Genomic DNA, 18,153 nt, shown 5'->3' on the forward strand with positions numbered 1-18,153 from the left:
AAAAGATGAGACACCTGCTTCATACGGAAGCCGACATCGCGCCGCGTGTTGGCCTGCAGCCAGGGGCTGAAGCGGGCCCTGAACAAGGACGCCGAGTGCGTGAGAGATGTTGCCATTAAGGGGTAACTACTTTCGCGCGCTCCGCTGGAGGGCTAGGGCGAATCGACATTCACTGGAGCCAACTCATTGCGGCGACGAGATAGAGGAAGCCTTGGAAGTGAATGGTTCTACGGTCGTAGCGCGTGGCGAAGCGACGAAAGTGCTTCATCCGATTGAAGCATCGCTCGATGCGGTTGCGATGTTTGTAGACGAGTTCGTCGTGGGGGATGATGACCTTGCGCGAGCGGTTTGACGGGATTACCGCCACGGCTCCCATGTCGGCGATCGTCTCACGCAAGGCATGGCTGTCATAGGCTTTGTCAGCCAGAACGGCATCGCCGCTCTGGCCATCCAGAAGAGCCGGCGCTTGCGTGATGTCGCCAACTTGGCCAGCCGTCACAATGAAACGTAGCGGCCGACCAAGCGTGTCGGCCAACATGTGGATCTTGGTGGTCAGTCCGCCTCGGGAACGCCCCAGCGCCTGATCCTTGCCCCCCCTTTTCCGGATGCCGCCTGCTGATGGGCACGAACGATGGTGCTGTCGATCATTAGATACTGGTTGTCACGGTCAGCCGTCAGCGTCTCGAACACCCGCTCCCATATGCCGGCATGGCACCAGCGGCTAAAGCGCTTATGCACCGTCTTCCATTTGCCATAACGCTCCGGCAGATCGCGCCAATGGGCGCCGGAACGCAGCACCCAAAGACAGCCATTGATAAACAAGCGGTTGTCCGAGCCGGTGCGCCCGGGATCACCAGCCTTACCAGGCAACAAAGATGCAATCCTGACCCACTGAGCATCGCTCAGTTCATACCGCTTCGCCGCCATGCAAAAGACCCTCGTTCAACACGGTCTCCTATGAATCAGCGATCAACTGATTTGGGAATCCTGAATGTCGATTGGACCTAGTCCGGCACTTAAGCGCGTCTACGATTAGGTACCCTAAAGCACGACGTCGCATTCGTTGGAATAAACTTTCCTTTTGCCAGAACCCGGTTTGAATAACGTGGATTTCCAGTAACCTCAGGTCCAAGCCAATCTGGCAACGGGGGAGTATCGTTGCTACCGTCGAGTTCAACTTCCGCAACTACGAGGCCACGATGGTGGCCGGAATAGACATCAACTTCCCAGACGTAACCCTGATGTTCCACCTCAAAACGTGTTTTTTGGAGGACTCCTCGCGCGTGCTCGAACATTTCCTTCGCGTCCGTATAGGGAATTTCGTATTCGTACTCTTCGCGTCGATTGCGACTGGTTCGGATCTTGACTGTTAACGTGGCCCGCCGGCCATCTATCGTCCGGATGCGTACGGTTTCGCCCTTCGTTGCCACGAGATATGCTTGCTGCAGGACGGAACCTTCAGAGGCATGCTGTCGCCAGCGATCGTCAAAGACCAAAAATTTTCTCTCTATCTCCGCCGCCATATCTGCCTCACTGACTGCGCCAGATGGACAACCGCCAACCCTGAGCCGGGTTGTCGTGAACGCTGTTCGAGAACAATTCGATGACCATTTGACCGCCATCCTTGTTCATTGCGAGCCTCGGCCGTTGTTACTATGCCTGCGTCGCTGCTCGCTTAAATTGATCCGCGTCAATGTCCGGCTGTAGATTTAGAAATATCTTTTTTAGCGGTATTTGCAGCGTGGCCGCCGGAACTGTGAGTTGGCAGCTCGTCGCTGCGACCAGAGACGTCCAGAATGGCACCGCATTTCGACCCGTCGAGAACATGAGACGAGACCGGGTGATCGACAAAATGACGATCAACGTCACCTACGATTCCGACATCGAATTGGCGCGCGAGCTCATAAAGAAGATCGGCCAGGAATTGGCCGCGGACCCAGAGTTCGCGGCGGACACGCTGCAGCCCTTGAGAATGCAGGGCGTCGATAGCTTCGGGGATTTTGCGATCGTCCTGAGGCACAAACTCATGACCAAGCCCAACGCGCAGTTTGCCATCAAGCGGCGCGCCTTCATGATGATCAAGAAGGCCTTCGATGAAAATGGCATCAAGATCGTCGTGCCGACGGTCCATGTGGAAGGAAGTGGCGAATCTGCGGCTGCGGCCGCCCATCAGATCCAGCAGTCGGCGAAGGCGGCACAAATCGCCGAAGCGGCGGGTCAAGCCGTGGCTTGATGAGGCTTCTTCGCCAACACTGCGAGAAGTGCGACAGGAGGCTCGTCCGATCCGAGGAGGGTGTGACAAGAGATGAGTTGGAACAGGTTGTATGCGCTCAAGAGCTACGTGCGTGCCTCCTTGTGGATCATCCCGTTTTTTGCGCTCATCGTGCAGCAGGCCTTTTTTCGCGCGGTTCTTACTTCGGAGAAATGGATAGGGTGGATCCCGCCCTGGCCGTTAGGGGCCGATGGCACGGTTGCTGCGATGCAGGCGATCATAAGCCTGGCGCTTTCGTTTCTCGTCTTCACGTTCGGCTCACTGCTTGTGGCGATACAAATAGCAAGCGGACAGCTTACGCCCCGGATCATCGCGACCACGCTGCTGCGAGATAATGTCATCCGGTTTACCGTGGGCTTGTTCATCTTTACGCTGCTGTTCGCCATCGGCGCGATAAGTCGCGTGAACGCGTCGGCTCCGGCCTCCATAGTGTGGATCTCGGCGGCCCTTGGCGTCCTCTCGCTGGCAGCATTTCTTTACTTGATTGATTATTCAGCTCGTTTGCTACGTCCCGTCAGCATCATCCATAGTGTCGCCGAGCAGGGGTTCACCGTCATCGAAAGCGTTTATCCTGAGCGCTGGAAGGAGACTGTGGGGCAACTTCAGACGCGTGACGCGCTTGGAAAGCCGGACGAGGTCGTCTTGCATGCCGGTTCATCAGATATCATTCTTGCCGTGGACGTGAAGTCCCTGCTGGCCCAAGCAACCCGGGCAGACGGTATAGTTGAGCTTGCAGCACGCGTCGGCGACTTCGTGGCATATGGCCAGCCCCTGTTCCGGCTATACGGTGGTGCCGCGAAAATTCCTGCCAGCGAACTTTGCAACAGCGTTGCGTTTGGGCGTGAGCGAACTATCGAGCAGGATCCAACTTTCGCTCTCAGGGTCATTGTCGATATTGCCACGAAGGCACTCTCCAAAGCGATCAACGACGCGACGACTGCAGTGCTGGCCATCGACCAACTGCATCGCTTACTGCGCAGCGTTGGCGGACGCGATCTACGCAATGAGTATCTCTGCGATGGGGGCGGACGGCTTCGTGTGGTGTATCCAACACCGGACTGGGAAGACTTCGTACAACTCACCTGTCGCGAGATTAGGATCTACGGAGTAGAGAATCTTCAGATCGCAAGGAGGCTTCGCGCCATGATCGACAATCTCGAAAATGTGTTGTCCGAGAGCCGGAAACAGGCGTTGCAGGTTGAGCGCGATCTACTCGACCGAATGATCGACCGCGCCTACCTATTGCCGGAGGACGCTGCTTTGGCACGCATTGCCGACACGCAAGGACTGGGTGGCCCAGCGGAGACGTGAGTGTCCGGCCGAAGGCTGCGCATCGCATGCCGCTAGAGTTCTTACCATTCCATCATGCTAAGATTATGTAGAATGATCTGAAGACCGAGTGCTGCTTGGGTGACCCCGAGCACTACCGCCAAGACCTGAAGCGAGGTTCCGATCCATTTTAAAATGGTTTCCGCGAACAGCATCGCGAGCCAATCGAGCGCCAGGATCAACAACACGATAGCGGCCACGGTGAAGCCTTCCGCTTGGCGACCGCCTGCCAGCGTCGCGAAGACAATTACCGCGGCTACCCCGTAAGGCGTAACGATCGTCGGAAAAGCCAGTGGTGCAAGGGCAAGCTTCAGGTCTGGTGCTCGATCGGGTGCCGACGCGTGATCGACCGAGCTGACGGACTGCTGCAGGATGGTTCGCAGCGCCACCAGAAACAAGATGATGCCGCCGGTCATGGCTAGAACGGGCAGTGAAATCTCAAAGTTTTCAAGCATGGTGCGCCCAAGAAATCCGGCGATTGCCAGAGCACCGGCCGAGAAAAGGATAGCTCTCCGGGCCAGCCGACGCCGTAAGTGGGTCTCCCAGTTGTCTGTTATCGTCACAAACGGCACCAAGATCTTGATCGGGCCGAGCATCAAGAAAAGCATGAGGAACACTTTTCGCGCACCGAACTCGGCCTCTGGCAAAGCTGTACTAACTGACGCTTGTGCGAAAGACTGAACCGGGAAATAGACCGTGATCACCAGCAGCGTAGTGATCAGACCGTTCGGACAGCGAAAATGACGCTGCCTGGGTCCATGGAATGCTTCAGGCGAGCAGGTATTGCGGGTGCGTGATGTCGCAAGCTTGGCAGTGATTTTCCGCAGGCATGTCGTCATTGACCATTCTCCAGCCAAGGGGGCCGTTTGCCCGGAAGCCGAACGCGACAGATCCGCAGCTTTCTCTGATATTTCAACGCACGACCGTGACAGAGCAGCCGGCATGCTCCACGATCTTCTGCGAGACACTCCCAAGCACCATGCCCGCTAATCGTCCCAGCCCTCGGCTGCCCACAACGATCATGTCGGCGCCAATCTCCTCTGCCACGGCGAGAATGGTCTCAGCATAATCGCCGGGTTCGACCCGCGTGTGCACGTCGCCAGCCCCGATGGACCGTGCGTCTTCGGCAGCATTCTCCGCGATAACCGCGCCCAAGACGGATGCCGCCTCTCCAAGGTCGCCTTGCACACTCTGGAACAAGTCATTCGCCGAGACGACCGTCCGCTCCTGGACGATTGACCTGCGCCGTAGGAGAGGATCGGCGCGGGCGAGCCGGGTTGCTTCCTTGGCTCTCACACCGTGCAGGATGACGTGAAGGATCGTAATGCGTGCGTCCAAACTCTTGGCGATAGTCGCGGCGATCTCAACGGCTTGTCGGGCTTCATCGGATCCGTCGGTCGCCACAAGGATATGTTTGATCATTATGGCTTCCTCCATCGCGTAAAGTCTCTCGAAATTGGTGCTGAATGCATTGATTCCCGTCAAAGAGAGGATGAACAGAACCACGGATTTTTCGTCGCAACGCCACTGTTGATCGCAACTCGTCCGCTCGATTGTCTCCATCGACGGCTCGCGCCAGTCGATGAGGCCGGCTCGGCTACGGTTGCTGCGCCTTGATGTAGGCGATGAGATCAGCGATTTCGAAGCGTGTCAGAGACAGATCGGGCATCCGCGAATGCTGTGGCGCCGACAGGAATGCCGACAAACGGGCTTCGTCGAGCTGCTCTGTTTTCTTGATCTCGGAAAATGTCGGAACAGAGTCTGATCCGCGTTTCTGTCCTGGTGCAACAACGTGACATTCGTTGCACCACCTGGCGGCGATGGCACGACCGCGGGCGACATCGGCCGCGACAGTTTGCTCGCTCTGCAGAAGAAGGAGAGCAACCGCGACTTTCAAACCACAGCTTCTCGTCATCGGCCCGCCCGCCCGCATCTAAATTACCGCTTGCGCGGCCATGTTCTCGACCAGGTGCTTCTCGTTTTCGTGAAGCCGCTTTGCCGCCTTGCGCATGGCGGCCGAGCCAATTTCCGTGATCCGCGTGCCTTCTCTGAAATAGCCAAGGACGGCGTCTTGCCAGAAGCTGCACCAGACGTCGAACAGATCGCCCGCGTGATCTGGCGATTGGCAATCTTCGAGAAAGTGCAGATCGCTCTCGAGGCGGCTCTCCAGGAACTTCAACGCCTCGATCTGATAGCGAAGAGTCGCCTCTATCGTGGCGGCTTGTATACGCCCGAACGACCACAGCATGCCCGCTGCTTCCATCGGGGAAACTCTCGAAGATGGAACGGGCCAGAAGGCTGCGCTCGATTGATGTCCAAGTGTTCTTTGCATGCCCTTCGCTCCACCCGGAGTTGATATTGATTGAATTGGCCTTATCTTTTGGCAACTGCTCAAGCGCCGAAACGCCGGCGAAACCAACGCGCACGCTATCGAGCCCCGGCATCCGTGTCGTTGACGCCGATCAATGCTTTTCCATTTGGTCGCGATTGGAACTCTTTGGGGTCCTTTATTGACCGGCGTCAATCTCACATGTTGACAGTTGAGATATGTTTCGAGCGTTCCAGTCTTGCTCGGGGTCGCAGATGCGCGCCGCAGACATCATGACCAGAAAGGTCATAACCGTCAGGCCTGACGATAATGTCCGGCATGCCGCGAGAATGATGCTCGCCAACCGGATTGGTGGCTTGCCGGTGTGCGACGAGGGTGGGAACCTTGTCGGTATGCTGACCGAGGGGGACTTGCTGCACCGCTCGGAACTGGGTTCGGCTGCATTAATGGGGTCCAGTGGGAGCGCTCCACAACCGTATCCCTATCCTTACAGCAAAGGTCACGGTTGGCGTGTCGGAGACGCGATGACATCAGGTGCAGTGACAGTGGATGCGGATGCGTCGGTGGCCCATATTGCCGCCCTGATGGAGACCCGTTCCATCAAGCGCATACCGGTTGTTCATCAGGGCCGTCTGGTTGGGATCGTTAGCCGTCGCGACATTCTCGAGGCGATCGTTGCGGCCAGGCCCGACAGGCCTGCCACCAGCGATGAAGCCATGAAGCGTGCAGTGCTGGCGCGCTTGTCGTCCGATCTTGGTATCGAGCAAGGCGCTATTGAGGTGAGGGTGGAGGGCGGCGTTGTTGCCCTGTGCGGCAGTGTCGAAAGCGGTGTCAAGCGCCTGGCTGCTCGTGTTGCGGCGGAAGCGGTGTGCGGTCTCGGATGCGTGAGAAACGAGATTCGAATTGCCAACGAGGCCGATTGCGCACCTCCTGGCTCGCTGCGGTGAGCGAAGTCTGTTCTCGCGATTGCGCTCAACGCCACCATTGATGGCCGGGGGGGACTTGTTTGGGCCAATGGAACATGCATTTCGGTTTGGCATTGCTGCCTGGGCGGCGACGGCGTGGCACCGGGAGATGAACTCGACAGGCGCGGGGATGTCTTGGGCCGCTTGCGTTGAGGGTTGTTGCCTGCCGGGGCGGGTTAACTCCGTCATTGATCGCCGACAAAGCCGACTGTCCAGAAGTAGCCTATCTTCAATGGCTAATCGTCAGCACGCCCATGCGCTTATGGACGTGCGGACGTAAGGTGGACGGACACTTTCGGTCCCCGGAGCAAACGTTGAGTGAAACCGATGCCCTATGTTTCCAACGACGACCTGCCGGCATCCCTCAGGCGAATCTTGCCCGGGCATGCGCAAGACATATATCGCAAGGCATTCAATCATGCGTTTGTCTCTCACGCCAATGACCCGCGTCAGGAGGAGGCTTCGCATCGAATAGCCTGGGGGGCGGTGAAGCGGCGCTATATGAAAATCGGGAGACGCTGGCTTGCGCGTCCTCTGCCCGCTGATCAACAGGAGTGATGAATATGACCAGTCGCATTCTAGCTCGGTCCGAGTGGCATTTCTTTTTCGACCGCATGGCAAAGGCCCTTCGAGGCAAGCGGGTGCAGGTCGAGATAACCGGCCTTCGACTGGGTGACCAGATCCAGGCGAAGTCGGTCCCATTGGTCGGCATCACCTTCGATCCCAAGGGAGAGCTTCTTGAGATTGCTATGGAAGGGCTTGATCATCTCATTCACAAGCCGGCCAGCATAGCAATTCTCGAAGGGGTCGACGGGCTTCGTGGTCTGGAGATCGTGGATTCAGATCAACACCGCCAGATCATCACATTGACGAGCCCGCTCAGGCTTTCCGCCCCGGACGACTGACCCAGAGCGGAGCGAAATTGTCCTGGAGCGCGGCTTAGGTCTCTTTCGCCATATCGTGGCAGTTGAGGTATGTGATGAAGGCGATGGTGCTCGAAAAACCTGGGACGCCATTGGTCCTGAAAACCCTTGTCGATGCGCCGCCAGGCCCTGGCGAAATCCGAATTCGCGTGGAGGCCTGCGCCGTCTGTCGCACCGACTTGCACGTGGTAGACGGAGAACTCGATCATCCGAAACTTCCGCTGGTGCCGGGCCACGAAATCGTCGGGGTCGTTGAAGCGGTTGGCGGTGATGTCGATCCGTCTCTTGTTGGAAGCCGCGTTGGCGTGCCTTGGCTGGGCTCCACTTGTGGCCATTGCCCCTATTGCCGTTCCGGACGGGAGAACCTTTGCGATAAGCCGCTCTTCACGGGCTTTACACGCGATGGTGGATTTGCCACTCACGTCATTGCCGACCAACGCTTTTCCTTCAAGCTGGAGCCCGCAGCAGACCCAGTGGCTGTTTCGCCGCTTCTTTGTGCTGGCCTGATTGGCTGGCGGGCTCTGAAAAAGGCAGGTAAGGCAAGGCGCATCGGTCTCTTTGGCTTCGGCGCCGCTGCCCACATCGTTGCCCAGATCTCAGTATGGCAGGGGCGCGAAATCTTTGCTTTCACCCGGTCTGGCGACGTTCAGGCCCAGCGCTTCGCCATCAGTCTTGGTGCAAGCTGGGCGGGTGGATCGGACGAGGCGCCGGACGATTTGCTTGACGCCGCCATAATCTTTGCGCCGGCGGGCGAACTGGTGCCGACGGCGCTGCGGGCGGTGCGCAAAGGCGGACGGGTCGTATGTGGTGGCATACACATGAGCGATATTCCTCAGATGCCCTATTCGATCCTGTGGGGAGAGCGCGAAGTCGTTTCAGTCGCAAACCTGACGCGCGCCGATGCCCGCGAGTTCTTTCCCATTGCTGAGAAAGCTCAAGTGAAGACACACACGGTTATCTACCCGCTTGAGAGAGCGAATGAAGCCCTCGAGGATCTTCGCCGTGGCAGGTTGAACGGGGCAGCCGTTCTCGTTCCCTAAGCTCGAACGCGCACATTGATATGGTGGGTGGAACGGCGAGCGAGCAGCCAATTCGACGTTGCCACGTGAGGAGCTGCAGAGATCCGTTGCCGATGGATGGCCCCGCATCAATGGTGAGGTCCGCCCTCCTTAGACAGCGCAAAGCTTCACGGTGATGATGTCCATCCTGATTGAGTATTGGGTTCAGTTGATGCAGCGCAAGGAACCCGTCCGGTTCTCGAGGTAAATTGATGCGTGCTTGCACGATTGCAGGAATGTGCCGACTCGCGAAGCAAATCCACGTCTGGTGCCGCCGATTTCCTGCCTTTGAAGGGAGAACCCACATGACCACGGCAAAACTCGCATATGTTGCGATTACCGCCACGTTCTTATCCAGCAACCCGACGCTGTCCTTCGCTCAGCAGGCCCCGGTCGAAAAACAGGATGAACAAACTGGTTACTCCGAGATGATGCCGGGTGCGATGATGGGGGGGCGGCAATACGGCATGAGGGGTGGCATGCAACAAGGCATGATGCACGGCCATATGATGAAAATCATGTTTGCCATTGCCGATGTCGATGGCGACGGTGCGCTCTCGGTCGAAGAAGTCACCGCGATCCATAAGCGGATCTTCGCCCAGATCGATGCAAACAAAGACGGAAAGGTGACGCCCGAGGAGATGCAGGGCTTTATGCGCGATCAATAAAGGCCGGAGAAATCAGCAGCGCCATTTGGGGCAAGTCTGCCGTCGAGACCTCATCGATGCGCGCGCCAAGTGCGGTGTCGAATTGCGATTGTGACGCAGTCCGAGTGGCACTTTCCCGTCCAGCCTGCAGCTCGACAAGATGAGACGTGATCTCAGCCAGATTGTCGCTCTACACCAGCCCGCTTGGCCACCCACGGATCTGCTCGGCCTCCGCGGGTCAGCGAATGGCGGAGCAACGGTTTCGCTTGCAGCGCGAAAGTGCAAGTCTCTGCGTAATCAGGCCCCCGCAACCTGCCGCGCCCCCATCATTAAGCGCGCCTTCCGCATCGTCGAGACGCAGGTGCCGATAGCGCTGACGTCGACGGTGGAAGCTAAACGGAGATTGCGATGTTTAAAGGATCGATCATGGTTCTGTCACACCGTTTCAAAGCGAGAAGGTTGATGAAGAAAGCTCGACATCGAGAAACCGTTTGTGCCCCAGATGGCCGGCTCCTTCCTGAATATCGGCGGTGATGGCCGCCTTCAGCGCAGTGGCATCCTGCTGACGGATCGCGTCCATCGCCTCCCCATGACGGTCAACGCGGTAGCTCTCGTCCAAGTTTTCAGTAGCCTCGCGCATGAAGGGACCGAGGCGCAGCCACACCGACTCGATGAGCGGTAGCAGGACTGCTGAGGCGCGAACTTCATAAAGACAGCGATGGAAGGCGAAATTCCTCTCGATGCCGGATTCGATATTCCCGGCGCCGTAAGCCGCGTCGATTTCCGCATCGAGTTGCTGCAGGCGTGCGAGCCGCAGGTAGTCGATGAACGGCATTGCGCGTTCGGCGGCGATCGTCTCGAGCGCGATGCGGGCAGTTATGATCTCGTCGAACTTGTCCGGGTCGATATCCGGGACGCGTACGCGGCGGTTGTCGAGATTTTCAAGCGCGCCGTCGGCGACGAGTCGATGAAGCGCCTCGCGCACCGGCATGGCGCTGACTTCGAGCCGTTCGGCGATACCCTGGATGGTGATTGGCTGCCCGGGCGGGAAGCGGCCGGTGATGATGGCCTGACGCAGGCCGCGATAAACCCATTGCTTCACCGTTTCGGACGGGCGCTTCTCGTCCGAGACCAGCCTGATTGTGTCTGCGTATTTCACTGTGTCCAACCCCCCCCGCATTTTCCACGGCAAAGACCTCACGCTGCCAAAAGGCCGGCTTGCCCCTGCTGGCTCTGAAGCGAAATTAGATAATGCGCAAGTTTGCCTCTTTACAATTTGATCACATTATGGACTCTTATGATCAAATTATTGAAGATCGTATCTGAATACGACTGTCTGTCAACGCCAACGGATGCGCGGTCCGACGACGAAAAGCCGTCGAAACTACGCCCGATTGACCTTGAGTAGGGGAACCTATGGAACAATTGCGAACCGCGGCGATCGCCGGCGGAGCGATCTCTATGCTGAACGTGAAGAAAGAATTCGGCCACTTCCAGGCGGTCGATCACGTGACGCTGAACATCGAGCCGAACGAATTCTTCACGCTGCTCGGGCCGTCCGGATGCGGCAAGACCACTTTGCTCAGGATGATGGCGGGCTTCGAGACACCAACGAGCGGCGAAATCCTGCTCGACAAGCGCTCGATCGCGGGCCTGCTGCCGAACGAGCGGCCGATCAACACGGTGTTTCAGAACTACGCGCTTTTCCCACACATGACCGTTGCCGAAAACATCGGCTTCGGCCTGAAGATGCTGGGCCGATCCCGCGCTGAGATCGCTCCCATTGTCGAAGAGATGTTGCGATTGGTACGGCTGGAGGGCGCCGGCGATCGTCCGGTGACCAAGCTTTCGGGCGGGCAGCAGCAGCGCGTCGCGCTGGCACGCGCACTGGCTCCGCGACCGAAGGTGCTCCTGCTCGACGAGCCGCTATCCGCGCTCGACCTCAAGCTGCGCCAATCGATGCAGATAGAACTGAAGCGGCTTCAAGCGGAAACCGGCATCACCTTCGTCTTCGTGACGCACGACCAGGAAGAGGCGCTCACCATGTCGGACCGGATCGCGGTGATGAGCAAGGGGCGGGTGCTGCAGGTCGGATCCGCCCGCGACATCTACGAACATCCCGCGGACCGATTCGTCGCCGGCTTCATCGGCGAAACTAACTTTCTCGAAGGCGCGATTGTCGAGGCGAAAGGTAAGGTGGCGCGCGTCCGGTTGAAGTCCGGAGCCGATGTCGCGGCGGCTATGGCCGAAGGCCCGCCGACCACCGGCGACGTGACCATTGTCGTGCGCCCAGAGCACCTGCAGATCGCCGCTGACAAGGACGCCGCCCTTTGCGCGACGGTCGAGACGGTCGTCTATTTCGGCACCGACAGCCATGTGCATCTGCGGCTGGCGGATGGCAGCCCGGTGATCGTGCGCCAGCAGAACCGCCGCGACGGCACGAGGCCGCCGGATGTCGGAGCCGAAGTGGGACTTTCGATCCCCGATGGCGTCGCACAAGTTCTGAAGGACTGATCCGATGGCTGAGATCAAGGACATGCAACGCCTCGATGACGCGCGCCGCCGGCTGCTGACCCTGCCTGCCGTGCTGTTCATCCTGGCCTTCGCCGCCCTGCCGCTGCTGGTCGTGCTCGCCTATTCCTTCATGAAACCGGCCACCTATGGCGGCGTCGAATGGCAATTGTCGGCCGACGCCTATGTTGGCTTCCTTTTCCAGAAGGACATCTTCGACGATAGCCTGACGTTCTCGTCGGAATATCTCCTCATCTTCGCACGAACTTTCCTCTTCGGCATCGCCACCACCGTGGTTTGCCTGCTGATTGGCTTCCCCACCGCCTACTACATGGCGACCCGGCCGCCACAGACCCGCAACTGGTGGGTGCTGCTGATCACCATTCCCTTCTGGTCGAACCTGCTGGTGCGCACGATCGCGGTCATGTTCATCATTCGCGACGAGGGGCTGATCAACACCGTCCTTTTGTCGCTCGGTGTTGTCGACCAACCGGTGACGATGATCTTCACGGATTTCGCGATCCTGCTCGGGCTGTTCTACAGCTTCCTGCCCTTCATGATCCTGCCGGTCTACGCCTCACTCGAGAAGCTGGACTTCCGACTGGTCGAAGCGGGCTATGATCTCTATGCCAGCCGTTTCCAGGTCCTGACCCGGATCATCATCCCGTTGACCTGGCCGGGAATTGCGACCGGCTCCCTGCTCGTCTTCATCCCGTCTTTCGGCGCCTATGTCACTCCGCTTCTACTCGGTGGCGGCCGGCACCTGATGATCGGGGACCTGATCGCTCTGCAGTTCGGCTCGTCGCGCAACTGGCCGCTCGGCTCGGCCTTTTCGATGATCCTAATGGCCTTCGTCATGCTGGCCCTGTTCTTCCAGATCCGCAAAAATGCAGGAGGAGTGAGCCATGGCTGACGTCGCCGTCGTCCGTTCGCCGGATATCAAGAAACAGTCTGGTTTCGCCTTCATCGCCGCAAGCTGCGTTGCCGTCCTCTATCTGCCGATGCTGGTGGTCATCGCCTATTCGTTCAATTCGGCCAACAATCTCGCCGCCAAATGGCATGGCTTTACGACGAGCTGGTACAACGTGGTCCTGGCCAATGGTGAATTCTACGACTCCGCGATCCTTTCCGTGATCGTCGCAGTCGCAGCAACCCTGATCTCGACGGTGCTCGCCACCGCCGCAGCGCTCGGCACGACGCGTGGCCGCCCCTGGCGCGGCCAGGGATCCGCCTATCTCACGATCACGACGCCACTCGTCGTGCCCGAGATCGTGACCGGCATCTCGCTGCTTTCTTTCTTTGCCTTCCTTTCGACCGTGACGGGCATCGATCTCGGTATCTGGAAGCTCATCCTGGCGCACTCTGCCTTCTGCATCCCCTTCGCCTATCTGCCGATCCGTGCACGGTTGGAGGGCATGGATACCACGCTCGACAATGCCGCCGCCGACCTCTACGCGACGCCTTGGAAAACGTTCCGCTACGTAACGCTGCCGCTGCTCGTTCCCGGGATATCGTCGGGTGCCGCACTCGCCTTCATCGTCTCCTTCGATGATTTCACCATCACCCAGCTCATCGCCGGGCCGGGGGAAACGACGCTCCCGCTCTACATCTGGGGGCGCATTCGCCGCACGCTTACACCGGAGCTCAACGCCATGTGCACGTTGCTGCTCCTGATTTCGCTCGCCTTCATCGTGCTCTCTTTCGTCCTCTCGCACCGCCGCCGTGCCTAACGCCCCACACTTGCCCACACGCTTGCCACAACGGAAAGGTCCTTGAAATGCGCAGACTCTCGTACCTCACCGCCGCCGCCGTGATGCTCTCGGCGACCACCTGCCTCGCCGCCGGCGAACTGCACATCTACAACTGGGGCGACTATGTCAGCCCCGCGATGCTCGAGAAGTTCTCCAAGGAATTCGACGTCAAGGTGACGGTGGACTCCTATGACTCCAATGAAACCATGTTGTCGAAGATCCGCGCGGGCGGCTCCGGCTACGACGTTGCCATGCCGAGCGACTATACCGTGAAGATTATGGTCGACGAGGGCATGCTGGCGAAGGCCGAGCCCGCGTCCATGCCGAACTTCAAGAACCTGCGGCCCGACATGGTCGATGTCTATTGGGACGAGGGCCGCCATTATTCGATCCCGTGGATGCACGGCCTGACCGCGTTTGCCGTCGACACGGCGATCTATAAGGGCGACATCGACACCTATGCCATTCTCTTCGACCCGCCGCCGGAGCTGCAGGGCCGCATCAACATGCTCGACGACATGAACTCGGTCATGCATGCAGCCGAGCGTTACCTCGGCTTTCCCCGTTGCACCGGCGACAAGGCGCAACTGAAGCAGATCAGCGACCTGCTGAACAAGGCCAAGCCACATTGGCGCACCTTCAGCTATGACGGCCAGTCCCTGATGACGTCGGGCGACGTCGATGCCTCGATGATGTGGAACGGCAACGCCTACCGCGCGCGGCTGGAAAGGCCAACGATGAAGTTCGCCTATCCGAAGGAAGGGATCGAAGGCTTCATGGACAACGTCGTCGTGCTGAAGGACGCGCCGAACCTGGAAAACGCCAAGCTGTTCCTGAACTTCATGATGGACCCGGAAAACGCCGGAATGAACTCCGACTACAACAAATACGACAACGGCGTTGCGGGATCGGACAAGTTCATGCCGGCCGATTTTGCCGGGGCTCCGGAAATCAAGCGCCCGGACGGCGTGGCCCCGGAATTTGTCAAGCCGTGCCCGGCCGAGGTCGTCGAGATCTACAACAAGATCTGGACCAACCTGCGCAAGTGACGCGCCCCTTCATTGATGGAAACCGCAGCCGGCGCGTCCCGTGCCGGCTGCGCCAGTCGCACCCGATCTGACGAGGCTCTTCATGCAAATCGCCGACATCATCATCCGTAACGGTCGCATACTGACGATGGACACCGAGGCGCCGCGCGCCGAAGCCCTGGCAATCGTCGGCAACCGGATATTCGCCACCGGTGACGAGTCAACGATCATGGCCCTCGCGGGGTCCAAGACCCGGGTCTTCGACGCCCATGGCGGCACAGTGCTGCCGGGCTTCAACGAGGCGCATATGCATATCTTCGGTGGTTCGGTCGGGCTCACGCAGCTTTCGCTGTTCGGCGTACATGGCTTTGCCGCCCTGCAGGACGCCGTGCGCGACTATGCGGCCGCCAATCCTGCGCTGAAACTGTTTGTCGCTCAGTACGCCGACTACACGATCCTGTCGGAGACGGAACGGGTCACGCGCCATCATCTCGATCGCATCCTTCCCGACCGGCCATTGCTCCTGATCGCGCCCGATCACCACACCGCCTGGGCGAACACGGCGGCGCTGAAGGCGGCTGGAATCCTCGAGGGCCGCGATGTCGGCGTTGGTAACGAAATCGTCATGGGAGCCGACGGTCTTGCCAACGGGGAGCTAAAGGAAACCAATGCGATCACGCCGGTGGCTGAGCTCGGCGAGAGCGGCGGCCGCGAGGGGCTTGGCATCGGTACCGGCGGCGAGCCGGATCATGTGACGGCCGAGGCGCGCGCCGGCGACATTGCCGCCATCCGCCGCGGCCTCGACTATTGCGCCTCGCTCGGCATTACCTCGATCCAGAACATGGATGGCAATCTCTACCAGCTCGAGATGCTTGAAGAGATCGAGCACGACGGCGGGCTGCCGGTGCGTGCCCGCATTCCTTTCCACATGAAGAACTTCATGTCGTTGGATATCCTGACCGAAAAGGCCGCCGCCTGGCGCGCGCGTTTCGATGGCGATCGGCTGCGATCGGATTTCATCAAGGTCTTCGCCGACGGCGTCACGGAATCCGGGACCGCGGTTTTCATCGACGACTATGCCGACGAGCCGGGCTGGCGCGGCGATCCGCTATTCGCCCGCGAGCATTTCGCCCGCATCGCCATCGAGGCGGACCGGCTGGGCTTCCAGATCGCAGTCCACGCGATCGGTGACGGCGCCGTCCGGCTGGTTCTCGATGGTTACGAAGCGGCGGCCCGTGCCAATGGCAGGCGCGACAGCCGCCACCGCATCGAGCATATCGAGGTGGTCCATCCGGACGACATCCCACGCTTCGCCGAACTCGGGGCCGTCGCCTCGATGCAGCCGACCCATCCGCCGGGGTCCGCCGGCCTGCCGCTCGAGCCCTATCTCAGCCGCATCGGTGAGGCACGTTGGCCCTATGCTTTCGCCTGGCGGACACTAACGGACGCCGGTGCGAAGATCGTCTTCTCCACCGACTGGCCGGTCTCGCCGCTGCCGCCGATGAGCTGCATCCACGACGCGATGACCCGCAGGACCTGGAAGAACGGCATGGCGGACCAGCGGCTCAGCCTCCTCGAAACGCTCGCCGCCTACACCCGCACCGGCGCCTGGGTGGAATTCATGGAAGACCGAAAGGGCGTGCTGAAGCCTGGCTATCTCGCCGACATCGTCATTCTCGATGGTGACGTCGAAGCGACACCCTATGAAGGGCTCGCGGCGATCCGACCGCTGGCGACCATCTGCGATGGGCGTTTCACCTACGAGGCGAGGGCCGCCTGAATTCTACAATTTTGACACGAAGGCAGATATCAAAATGCGTAACTATCCGCAGTTCTATGTCGACGGCGCCTGGGTCGATCCGGTCGATCCGGTCACGCTCGACGTCATCGATCCATCCACAGAGGAGGCGTTCGCCACCATTGCACTCGGCAGCGCGGCGGATGTCGATCGCGCCGTGGCCGCGGCACGCCAGGCGTTTCCGGCCTTTTCGCTGACCAGCCGCGAGGAGCGCCTCGATCTTCTTGAGCGCGTTCTTTCGGCTTACGAGAAGCGATCGGCTGACCTCGCCCTGGCGATTTCGCAGGAAATGGGGGCGCCGCGCCGAATGGCGCTCAACAACCAGGTCGGGAGTGGGGCAGCGCATATCCGCACGATGATCGAGACGCTGAAGACCTATCGTTTCGATCGGCTCAAGGGCTCGACGCTCATCACCAAGGAGGCCGTGGGCGTGGTTGCGATGATCACGCCGTGGAACTGGCCGCTCAACCAGATCACCTGCAAGGTCGCGCCGGCGCTGGCGGCCGGCTGTACCATGGTGCTGAAGCCGAGCGAGATCGCGCCCGTGAGTGCGATGATCTTTGCCGAGGTCATGCATGAGGCGGGTGTCCCTGCCGGCATCTTCAATCTTGTCAACGGTGACGGCCCGACCGTCGGCGAGGCGCTCGCCCGCCATCCGGATGTCGACATGGTCTCGATCACCGGCTCGACGCGGGCCGGTGTGCTGGTGGCGAAGGCGGCGGCCGACACTGTCAAGCGCGTGCACCAGGAACTCGGCGGCAAGTCCGCCAACATCATCCTCGATGACGCCGACCTGAAGGCTGCCGTGCGCCAGGGGGTGCTCGACTGCTTTGACAATTCCGGCCAGTCCTGCAACGCGCCGACCCGCATGCTGGTGCCGGCGGATCGCATGGCAGAGGCGCTGGAGGTGGCGCGCGCGGTCGCCGCCGAGCCGAATGTCGGTCCGGCCGATCGGCCCGGCGTGGATCTCGGACCTGTGGTCAGCGATGTGCAATTCGCCAAAATCCAGGCCTTGATCCGGGCGGGTATCGACGAGGGCGCGACGCTTGTGGCGGGCGGCGTAGGGCGGCCCGAAGGGCTCGACCGCGGCCACTTCGTCAAGCCCACTGTGTTCGGCAACGTCGATCCGGACATGAGGATCGCGCGTGAGGAGATATTCGGGCCGGTGCTTTGCATCCTTGGGTATGCCAGCGAAGAGGAGGCAATCCGCATCGCCAACGATACCCCCTACGGACTGGCGGCCTACGTCCAGTCGGCCGACCTCGGTCGCGCCCGCAGGGTCGCACGCCTTCTGCGGGTAGGTAACGTCCACATCAACTATCCGGACTGGGACACTGGCGCACCGTTCGGGGGCTTCAAGCAATCCGGTAACGGACGCGAATATGCGGAGTTCGGACTTGATGACTTCCTCGAGGTAAAGGGCGTCATCGGCTACGGAACGTAGCGTGACACCACGGAAAGCAGGCAGGTTCTCCGGAGCCTGTCAGCGCCGAAGCTACTCGAAATGTGAGGAACGGCGACCGACGGCGCGGCAGCGCGCAA

Annotated in this window: 19 protein-coding genes and 1 pseudogene; 13 read left to right on the top strand and 7 right to left on the bottom strand. The window is 59.9% G+C overall.

What is annotated here, in order from left to right; all coding sequences use genetic code 11:
• Nucleotides 1–169: 169 nt before the first annotated feature.
• A protein-coding gene (locus AC0C6X_RS23745; RefSeq protein ID WP_472955529.1) for an IS5 family transposase occupies nucleotides 170–927 on the bottom strand; the annotation gives its coding sequence in 2 pieces (ribosomal slippage) (nucleotides 170–585 and nucleotides 585–927; 759 coding nt in all).
• A gap of 89 nt (nucleotides 928–1,016) precedes the next feature.
• Nucleotides 1,017–1,523 (bottom strand): CYTH domain-containing protein, encoded by a 507-nt coding sequence (locus tag AC0C6X_RS23750; RefSeq protein WP_472955531.1) that lies wholly within the window; start codon nucleotides 1,521–1,523, stop codon nucleotides 1,017–1,019.
• A 293-nt stretch (nucleotides 1,524–1,816) separates the two neighbouring features.
• Here AC0C6X_RS23750 and AC0C6X_RS23755 point away from each other — a divergent pair.
• Nucleotides 1,817–2,233: pseudogene (locus AC0C6X_RS23755) on the top strand (mechanosensitive ion channel family protein); the annotation flags it as partial.
• A 72-nt stretch (nucleotides 2,234–2,305) separates the two neighbouring features.
• A complete protein-coding gene (locus AC0C6X_RS23760) occupies nucleotides 2,306–3,583 on the top strand; it encodes a DUF2254 domain-containing protein (RefSeq protein WP_472955534.1) in 1,278 nt (425 codons plus the stop codon).
• Between the two features lie 41 nt (nucleotides 3,584–3,624).
• On the opposite strand, the gene AC0C6X_RS23765 is transcribed toward AC0C6X_RS23760, so the two are convergent.
• The 4 genes from AC0C6X_RS23765 to AC0C6X_RS23780 all read right to left on the bottom strand — a co-directional run bounded on the left by AC0C6X_RS23765 (nucleotide 3,625) and on the right by AC0C6X_RS23780 (nucleotide 5,864).
• Nucleotides 3,625–4,440 carry a MarC family protein gene (locus AC0C6X_RS23765; RefSeq protein ID WP_173514978.1) on the bottom strand — a complete coding sequence of 272 codons (816 nt, stop codon included), beginning with the start codon at nucleotides 4,438–4,440 and terminating at the stop codon, nucleotides 3,625–3,627.
• Nucleotides 4,441–4,513: 73 nt separating this feature from the next.
• Nucleotides 4,514–5,164: a universal stress protein gene (locus tag AC0C6X_RS23770; RefSeq protein ID WP_472955536.1), complete on the bottom strand. Its 651-nt coding sequence runs from the start codon at nucleotides 5,162–5,164 to the stop codon at nucleotides 4,514–4,516.
• A gap of 34 nt (nucleotides 5,165–5,198) precedes the next feature.
• Nucleotides 5,199–5,498 carry a c-type cytochrome gene (locus tag AC0C6X_RS23775; protein WP_472955537.1) on the bottom strand — a complete coding sequence of 100 codons (300 nt, stop codon included), beginning with the start codon at nucleotides 5,496–5,498 and terminating at the stop codon, nucleotides 5,199–5,201.
• Nucleotides 5,499–5,534: 36 nt separating this feature from the next.
• Nucleotides 5,535–5,864: a hypothetical protein gene (locus AC0C6X_RS23780; protein WP_173514979.1), complete on the bottom strand. Its 330-nt coding sequence runs from the start codon at nucleotides 5,862–5,864 to the stop codon at nucleotides 5,535–5,537.
• 320 nt (nucleotides 5,865–6,184) lie between these two features.
• Between AC0C6X_RS23780 and AC0C6X_RS23785 the strand changes: the two genes are divergently transcribed.
• The 5 genes from AC0C6X_RS23785 (at nucleotide 6,185) to AC0C6X_RS23805 (ending at nucleotide 9,544) form a co-directional block, all read left to right on the top strand.
• Complete coding sequence (locus AC0C6X_RS23785) at nucleotides 6,185–6,877, top strand: CBS domain-containing protein (RefSeq protein ID WP_173514980.1); 693 nt, start codon at nucleotides 6,185–6,187, stop codon at nucleotides 6,875–6,877.
• 345 nt (nucleotides 6,878–7,222) lie between these two features.
• Nucleotides 7,223–7,453 carry a ChaB family protein gene (locus tag AC0C6X_RS23790; RefSeq protein WP_173518043.1) on the top strand — a complete coding sequence of 77 codons (231 nt, stop codon included), beginning with the start codon at nucleotides 7,223–7,225 and terminating at the stop codon, nucleotides 7,451–7,453.
• Nucleotides 7,453–7,800, top strand: coding sequence for a DUF5335 family protein (locus AC0C6X_RS23795; RefSeq protein WP_472955747.1), 348 nt, complete (start codon nucleotides 7,453–7,455; stop codon nucleotides 7,798–7,800). The genes AC0C6X_RS23790 and AC0C6X_RS23795 overlap by 1 nt, the downstream gene beginning before the upstream one ends.
• 74 nt (nucleotides 7,801–7,874) lie before the next feature.
• Nucleotides 7,875–8,858: a zinc-dependent alcohol dehydrogenase family protein gene (locus tag AC0C6X_RS23800; protein WP_173514982.1), complete on the top strand. Its 984-nt coding sequence runs from the start codon at nucleotides 7,875–7,877 to the stop codon at nucleotides 8,856–8,858.
• Nucleotides 8,859–9,181: 323 nt separating this feature from the next.
• Nucleotides 9,182–9,544 (top strand): EF-hand domain-containing protein, encoded by a 363-nt coding sequence (locus tag AC0C6X_RS23805; protein WP_247959892.1) that lies wholly within the window; start codon nucleotides 9,182–9,184, stop codon nucleotides 9,542–9,544.
• 424 nt (nucleotides 9,545–9,968) lie between these two features.
• Here AC0C6X_RS23805 and AC0C6X_RS23810 read toward each other — a convergent pair whose 3' ends face one another.
• Nucleotides 9,969–10,682, bottom strand: coding sequence for a GntR family transcriptional regulator (locus AC0C6X_RS23810; RefSeq protein WP_472955541.1), 714 nt, complete (start codon nucleotides 10,680–10,682; stop codon nucleotides 9,969–9,971).
• A gap of 257 nt (nucleotides 10,683–10,939) precedes the next feature.
• Between AC0C6X_RS23810 and AC0C6X_RS23815 the strand changes: the two genes are divergently transcribed.
• The 6 genes from AC0C6X_RS23815 (at nucleotide 10,940) to AC0C6X_RS23840 (ending at nucleotide 18,055) form a co-directional block, all read left to right on the top strand.
• Nucleotides 10,940–12,037, top strand: coding sequence for an ABC transporter ATP-binding protein (locus tag AC0C6X_RS23815; RefSeq protein ID WP_472955544.1), 1,098 nt, complete (start codon nucleotides 10,940–10,942; stop codon nucleotides 12,035–12,037).
• 4 nt (nucleotides 12,038–12,041) lie between these two features.
• On the top strand, nucleotides 12,042–12,947 hold the full coding sequence (locus AC0C6X_RS23820; RefSeq protein WP_173514985.1) for an ABC transporter permease: 906 nt from the start codon (nucleotides 12,042–12,044) through the stop codon (nucleotides 12,945–12,947).
• A complete protein-coding gene (locus AC0C6X_RS23825) occupies nucleotides 12,940–13,764 on the top strand; it encodes an ABC transporter permease (RefSeq protein ID WP_173514986.1) in 825 nt (274 codons plus the stop codon). Before AC0C6X_RS23820 ends, AC0C6X_RS23825 begins: the two co-directional genes overlap by 8 nt.
• A 47-nt stretch (nucleotides 13,765–13,811) precedes the next feature.
• The gene (locus tag AC0C6X_RS23830) at nucleotides 13,812–14,834 is read left to right on the top strand and encodes an extracellular solute-binding protein (protein ID WP_173514987.1); all 1,023 of its coding nucleotides are present in this window, start codon (nucleotides 13,812–13,814) and stop codon (nucleotides 14,832–14,834) included.
• Between the two features lie 82 nt (nucleotides 14,835–14,916).
• The gene (locus AC0C6X_RS23835) at nucleotides 14,917–16,593 is read left to right on the top strand and encodes an amidohydrolase (protein WP_472955547.1); all 1,677 of its coding nucleotides are present in this window, start codon (nucleotides 14,917–14,919) and stop codon (nucleotides 16,591–16,593) included.
• Between the two features lie 34 nt (nucleotides 16,594–16,627).
• Nucleotides 16,628–18,055, top strand: coding sequence for an aldehyde dehydrogenase family protein (locus AC0C6X_RS23840; protein WP_173514989.1), 1,428 nt, complete (start codon nucleotides 16,628–16,630; stop codon nucleotides 18,053–18,055).
• The last annotated feature ends 98 nt before the right edge of the window (nucleotides 18,056–18,153 follow it).

The sequence above is a fragment of the Ensifer sp. VA4 genome (genome assembly GCF_055710065.1).

What these genes read in the sequence shown, in the direction of transcription:
- AC0C6X_RS23750 (WP_472955531.1), bottom strand. Translation starts at nt 1,523, where the DNA reads ATGGCGGCGGAGATAGAGAGAAAATTTTTGGTCTTTGACGATCGCTGG.
- AC0C6X_RS23760 (WP_472955534.1), top strand. Translation starts at nt 2,306, where the DNA reads ATGAGTTGGAACAGGTTGTATGCGCTCAAGAGCTACGTGCGTGCCTCC.
- AC0C6X_RS23765 (WP_173514978.1), bottom strand. Translation starts at nt 4,440, where the DNA reads ATGACGACATGCCTGCGGAAAATCACTGCCAAGCTTGCGACATCACGC.
- AC0C6X_RS23770 (WP_472955536.1), bottom strand. Translation starts at nt 5,164, where the DNA reads ATGGAGACAATCGAGCGGACGAGTTGCGATCAACAGTGGCGTTGCGAC.
- AC0C6X_RS23780 (WP_173514979.1), bottom strand. Translation starts at nt 5,864, where the DNA reads ATGGAAGCAGCGGGCATGCTGTGGTCGTTCGGGCGTATACAAGCCGCC.
- AC0C6X_RS23785 (WP_173514980.1), top strand. Translation starts at nt 6,185, where the DNA reads ATGCGCGCCGCAGACATCATGACCAGAAAGGTCATAACCGTCAGGCCT.
- AC0C6X_RS23790 (WP_173518043.1), top strand. Translation starts at nt 7,223, where the DNA reads ATGCCCTATGTTTCCAACGACGACCTGCCGGCATCCCTCAGGCGAATC.
- AC0C6X_RS23795 (WP_472955747.1), top strand. Translation starts at nt 7,453, where the DNA reads ATGAATATGACCAGTCGCATTCTAGCTCGGTCCGAGTGGCATTTCTTT.
- AC0C6X_RS23800 (WP_173514982.1), top strand. Translation starts at nt 7,875, where the DNA reads ATGAAGGCGATGGTGCTCGAAAAACCTGGGACGCCATTGGTCCTGAAA.
- AC0C6X_RS23805 (WP_247959892.1), top strand. Translation starts at nt 9,182, where the DNA reads ATGACCACGGCAAAACTCGCATATGTTGCGATTACCGCCACGTTCTTA.
- AC0C6X_RS23815 (WP_472955544.1), top strand. Translation starts at nt 10,940, where the DNA reads ATGGAACAATTGCGAACCGCGGCGATCGCCGGCGGAGCGATCTCTATG.
- AC0C6X_RS23820 (WP_173514985.1), top strand. Translation starts at nt 12,042, where the DNA reads ATGGCTGAGATCAAGGACATGCAACGCCTCGATGACGCGCGCCGCCGG.
- AC0C6X_RS23825 (WP_173514986.1), top strand. Translation starts at nt 12,940, where the DNA reads ATGGCTGACGTCGCCGTCGTCCGTTCGCCGGATATCAAGAAACAGTCT.
- AC0C6X_RS23830 (WP_173514987.1), top strand. Translation starts at nt 13,812, where the DNA reads ATGCGCAGACTCTCGTACCTCACCGCCGCCGCCGTGATGCTCTCGGCG.
- AC0C6X_RS23835 (WP_472955547.1), top strand. Translation starts at nt 14,917, where the DNA reads ATGCAAATCGCCGACATCATCATCCGTAACGGTCGCATACTGACGATG.
- AC0C6X_RS23840 (WP_173514989.1), top strand. Translation starts at nt 16,628, where the DNA reads ATGCGTAACTATCCGCAGTTCTATGTCGACGGCGCCTGGGTCGATCCG.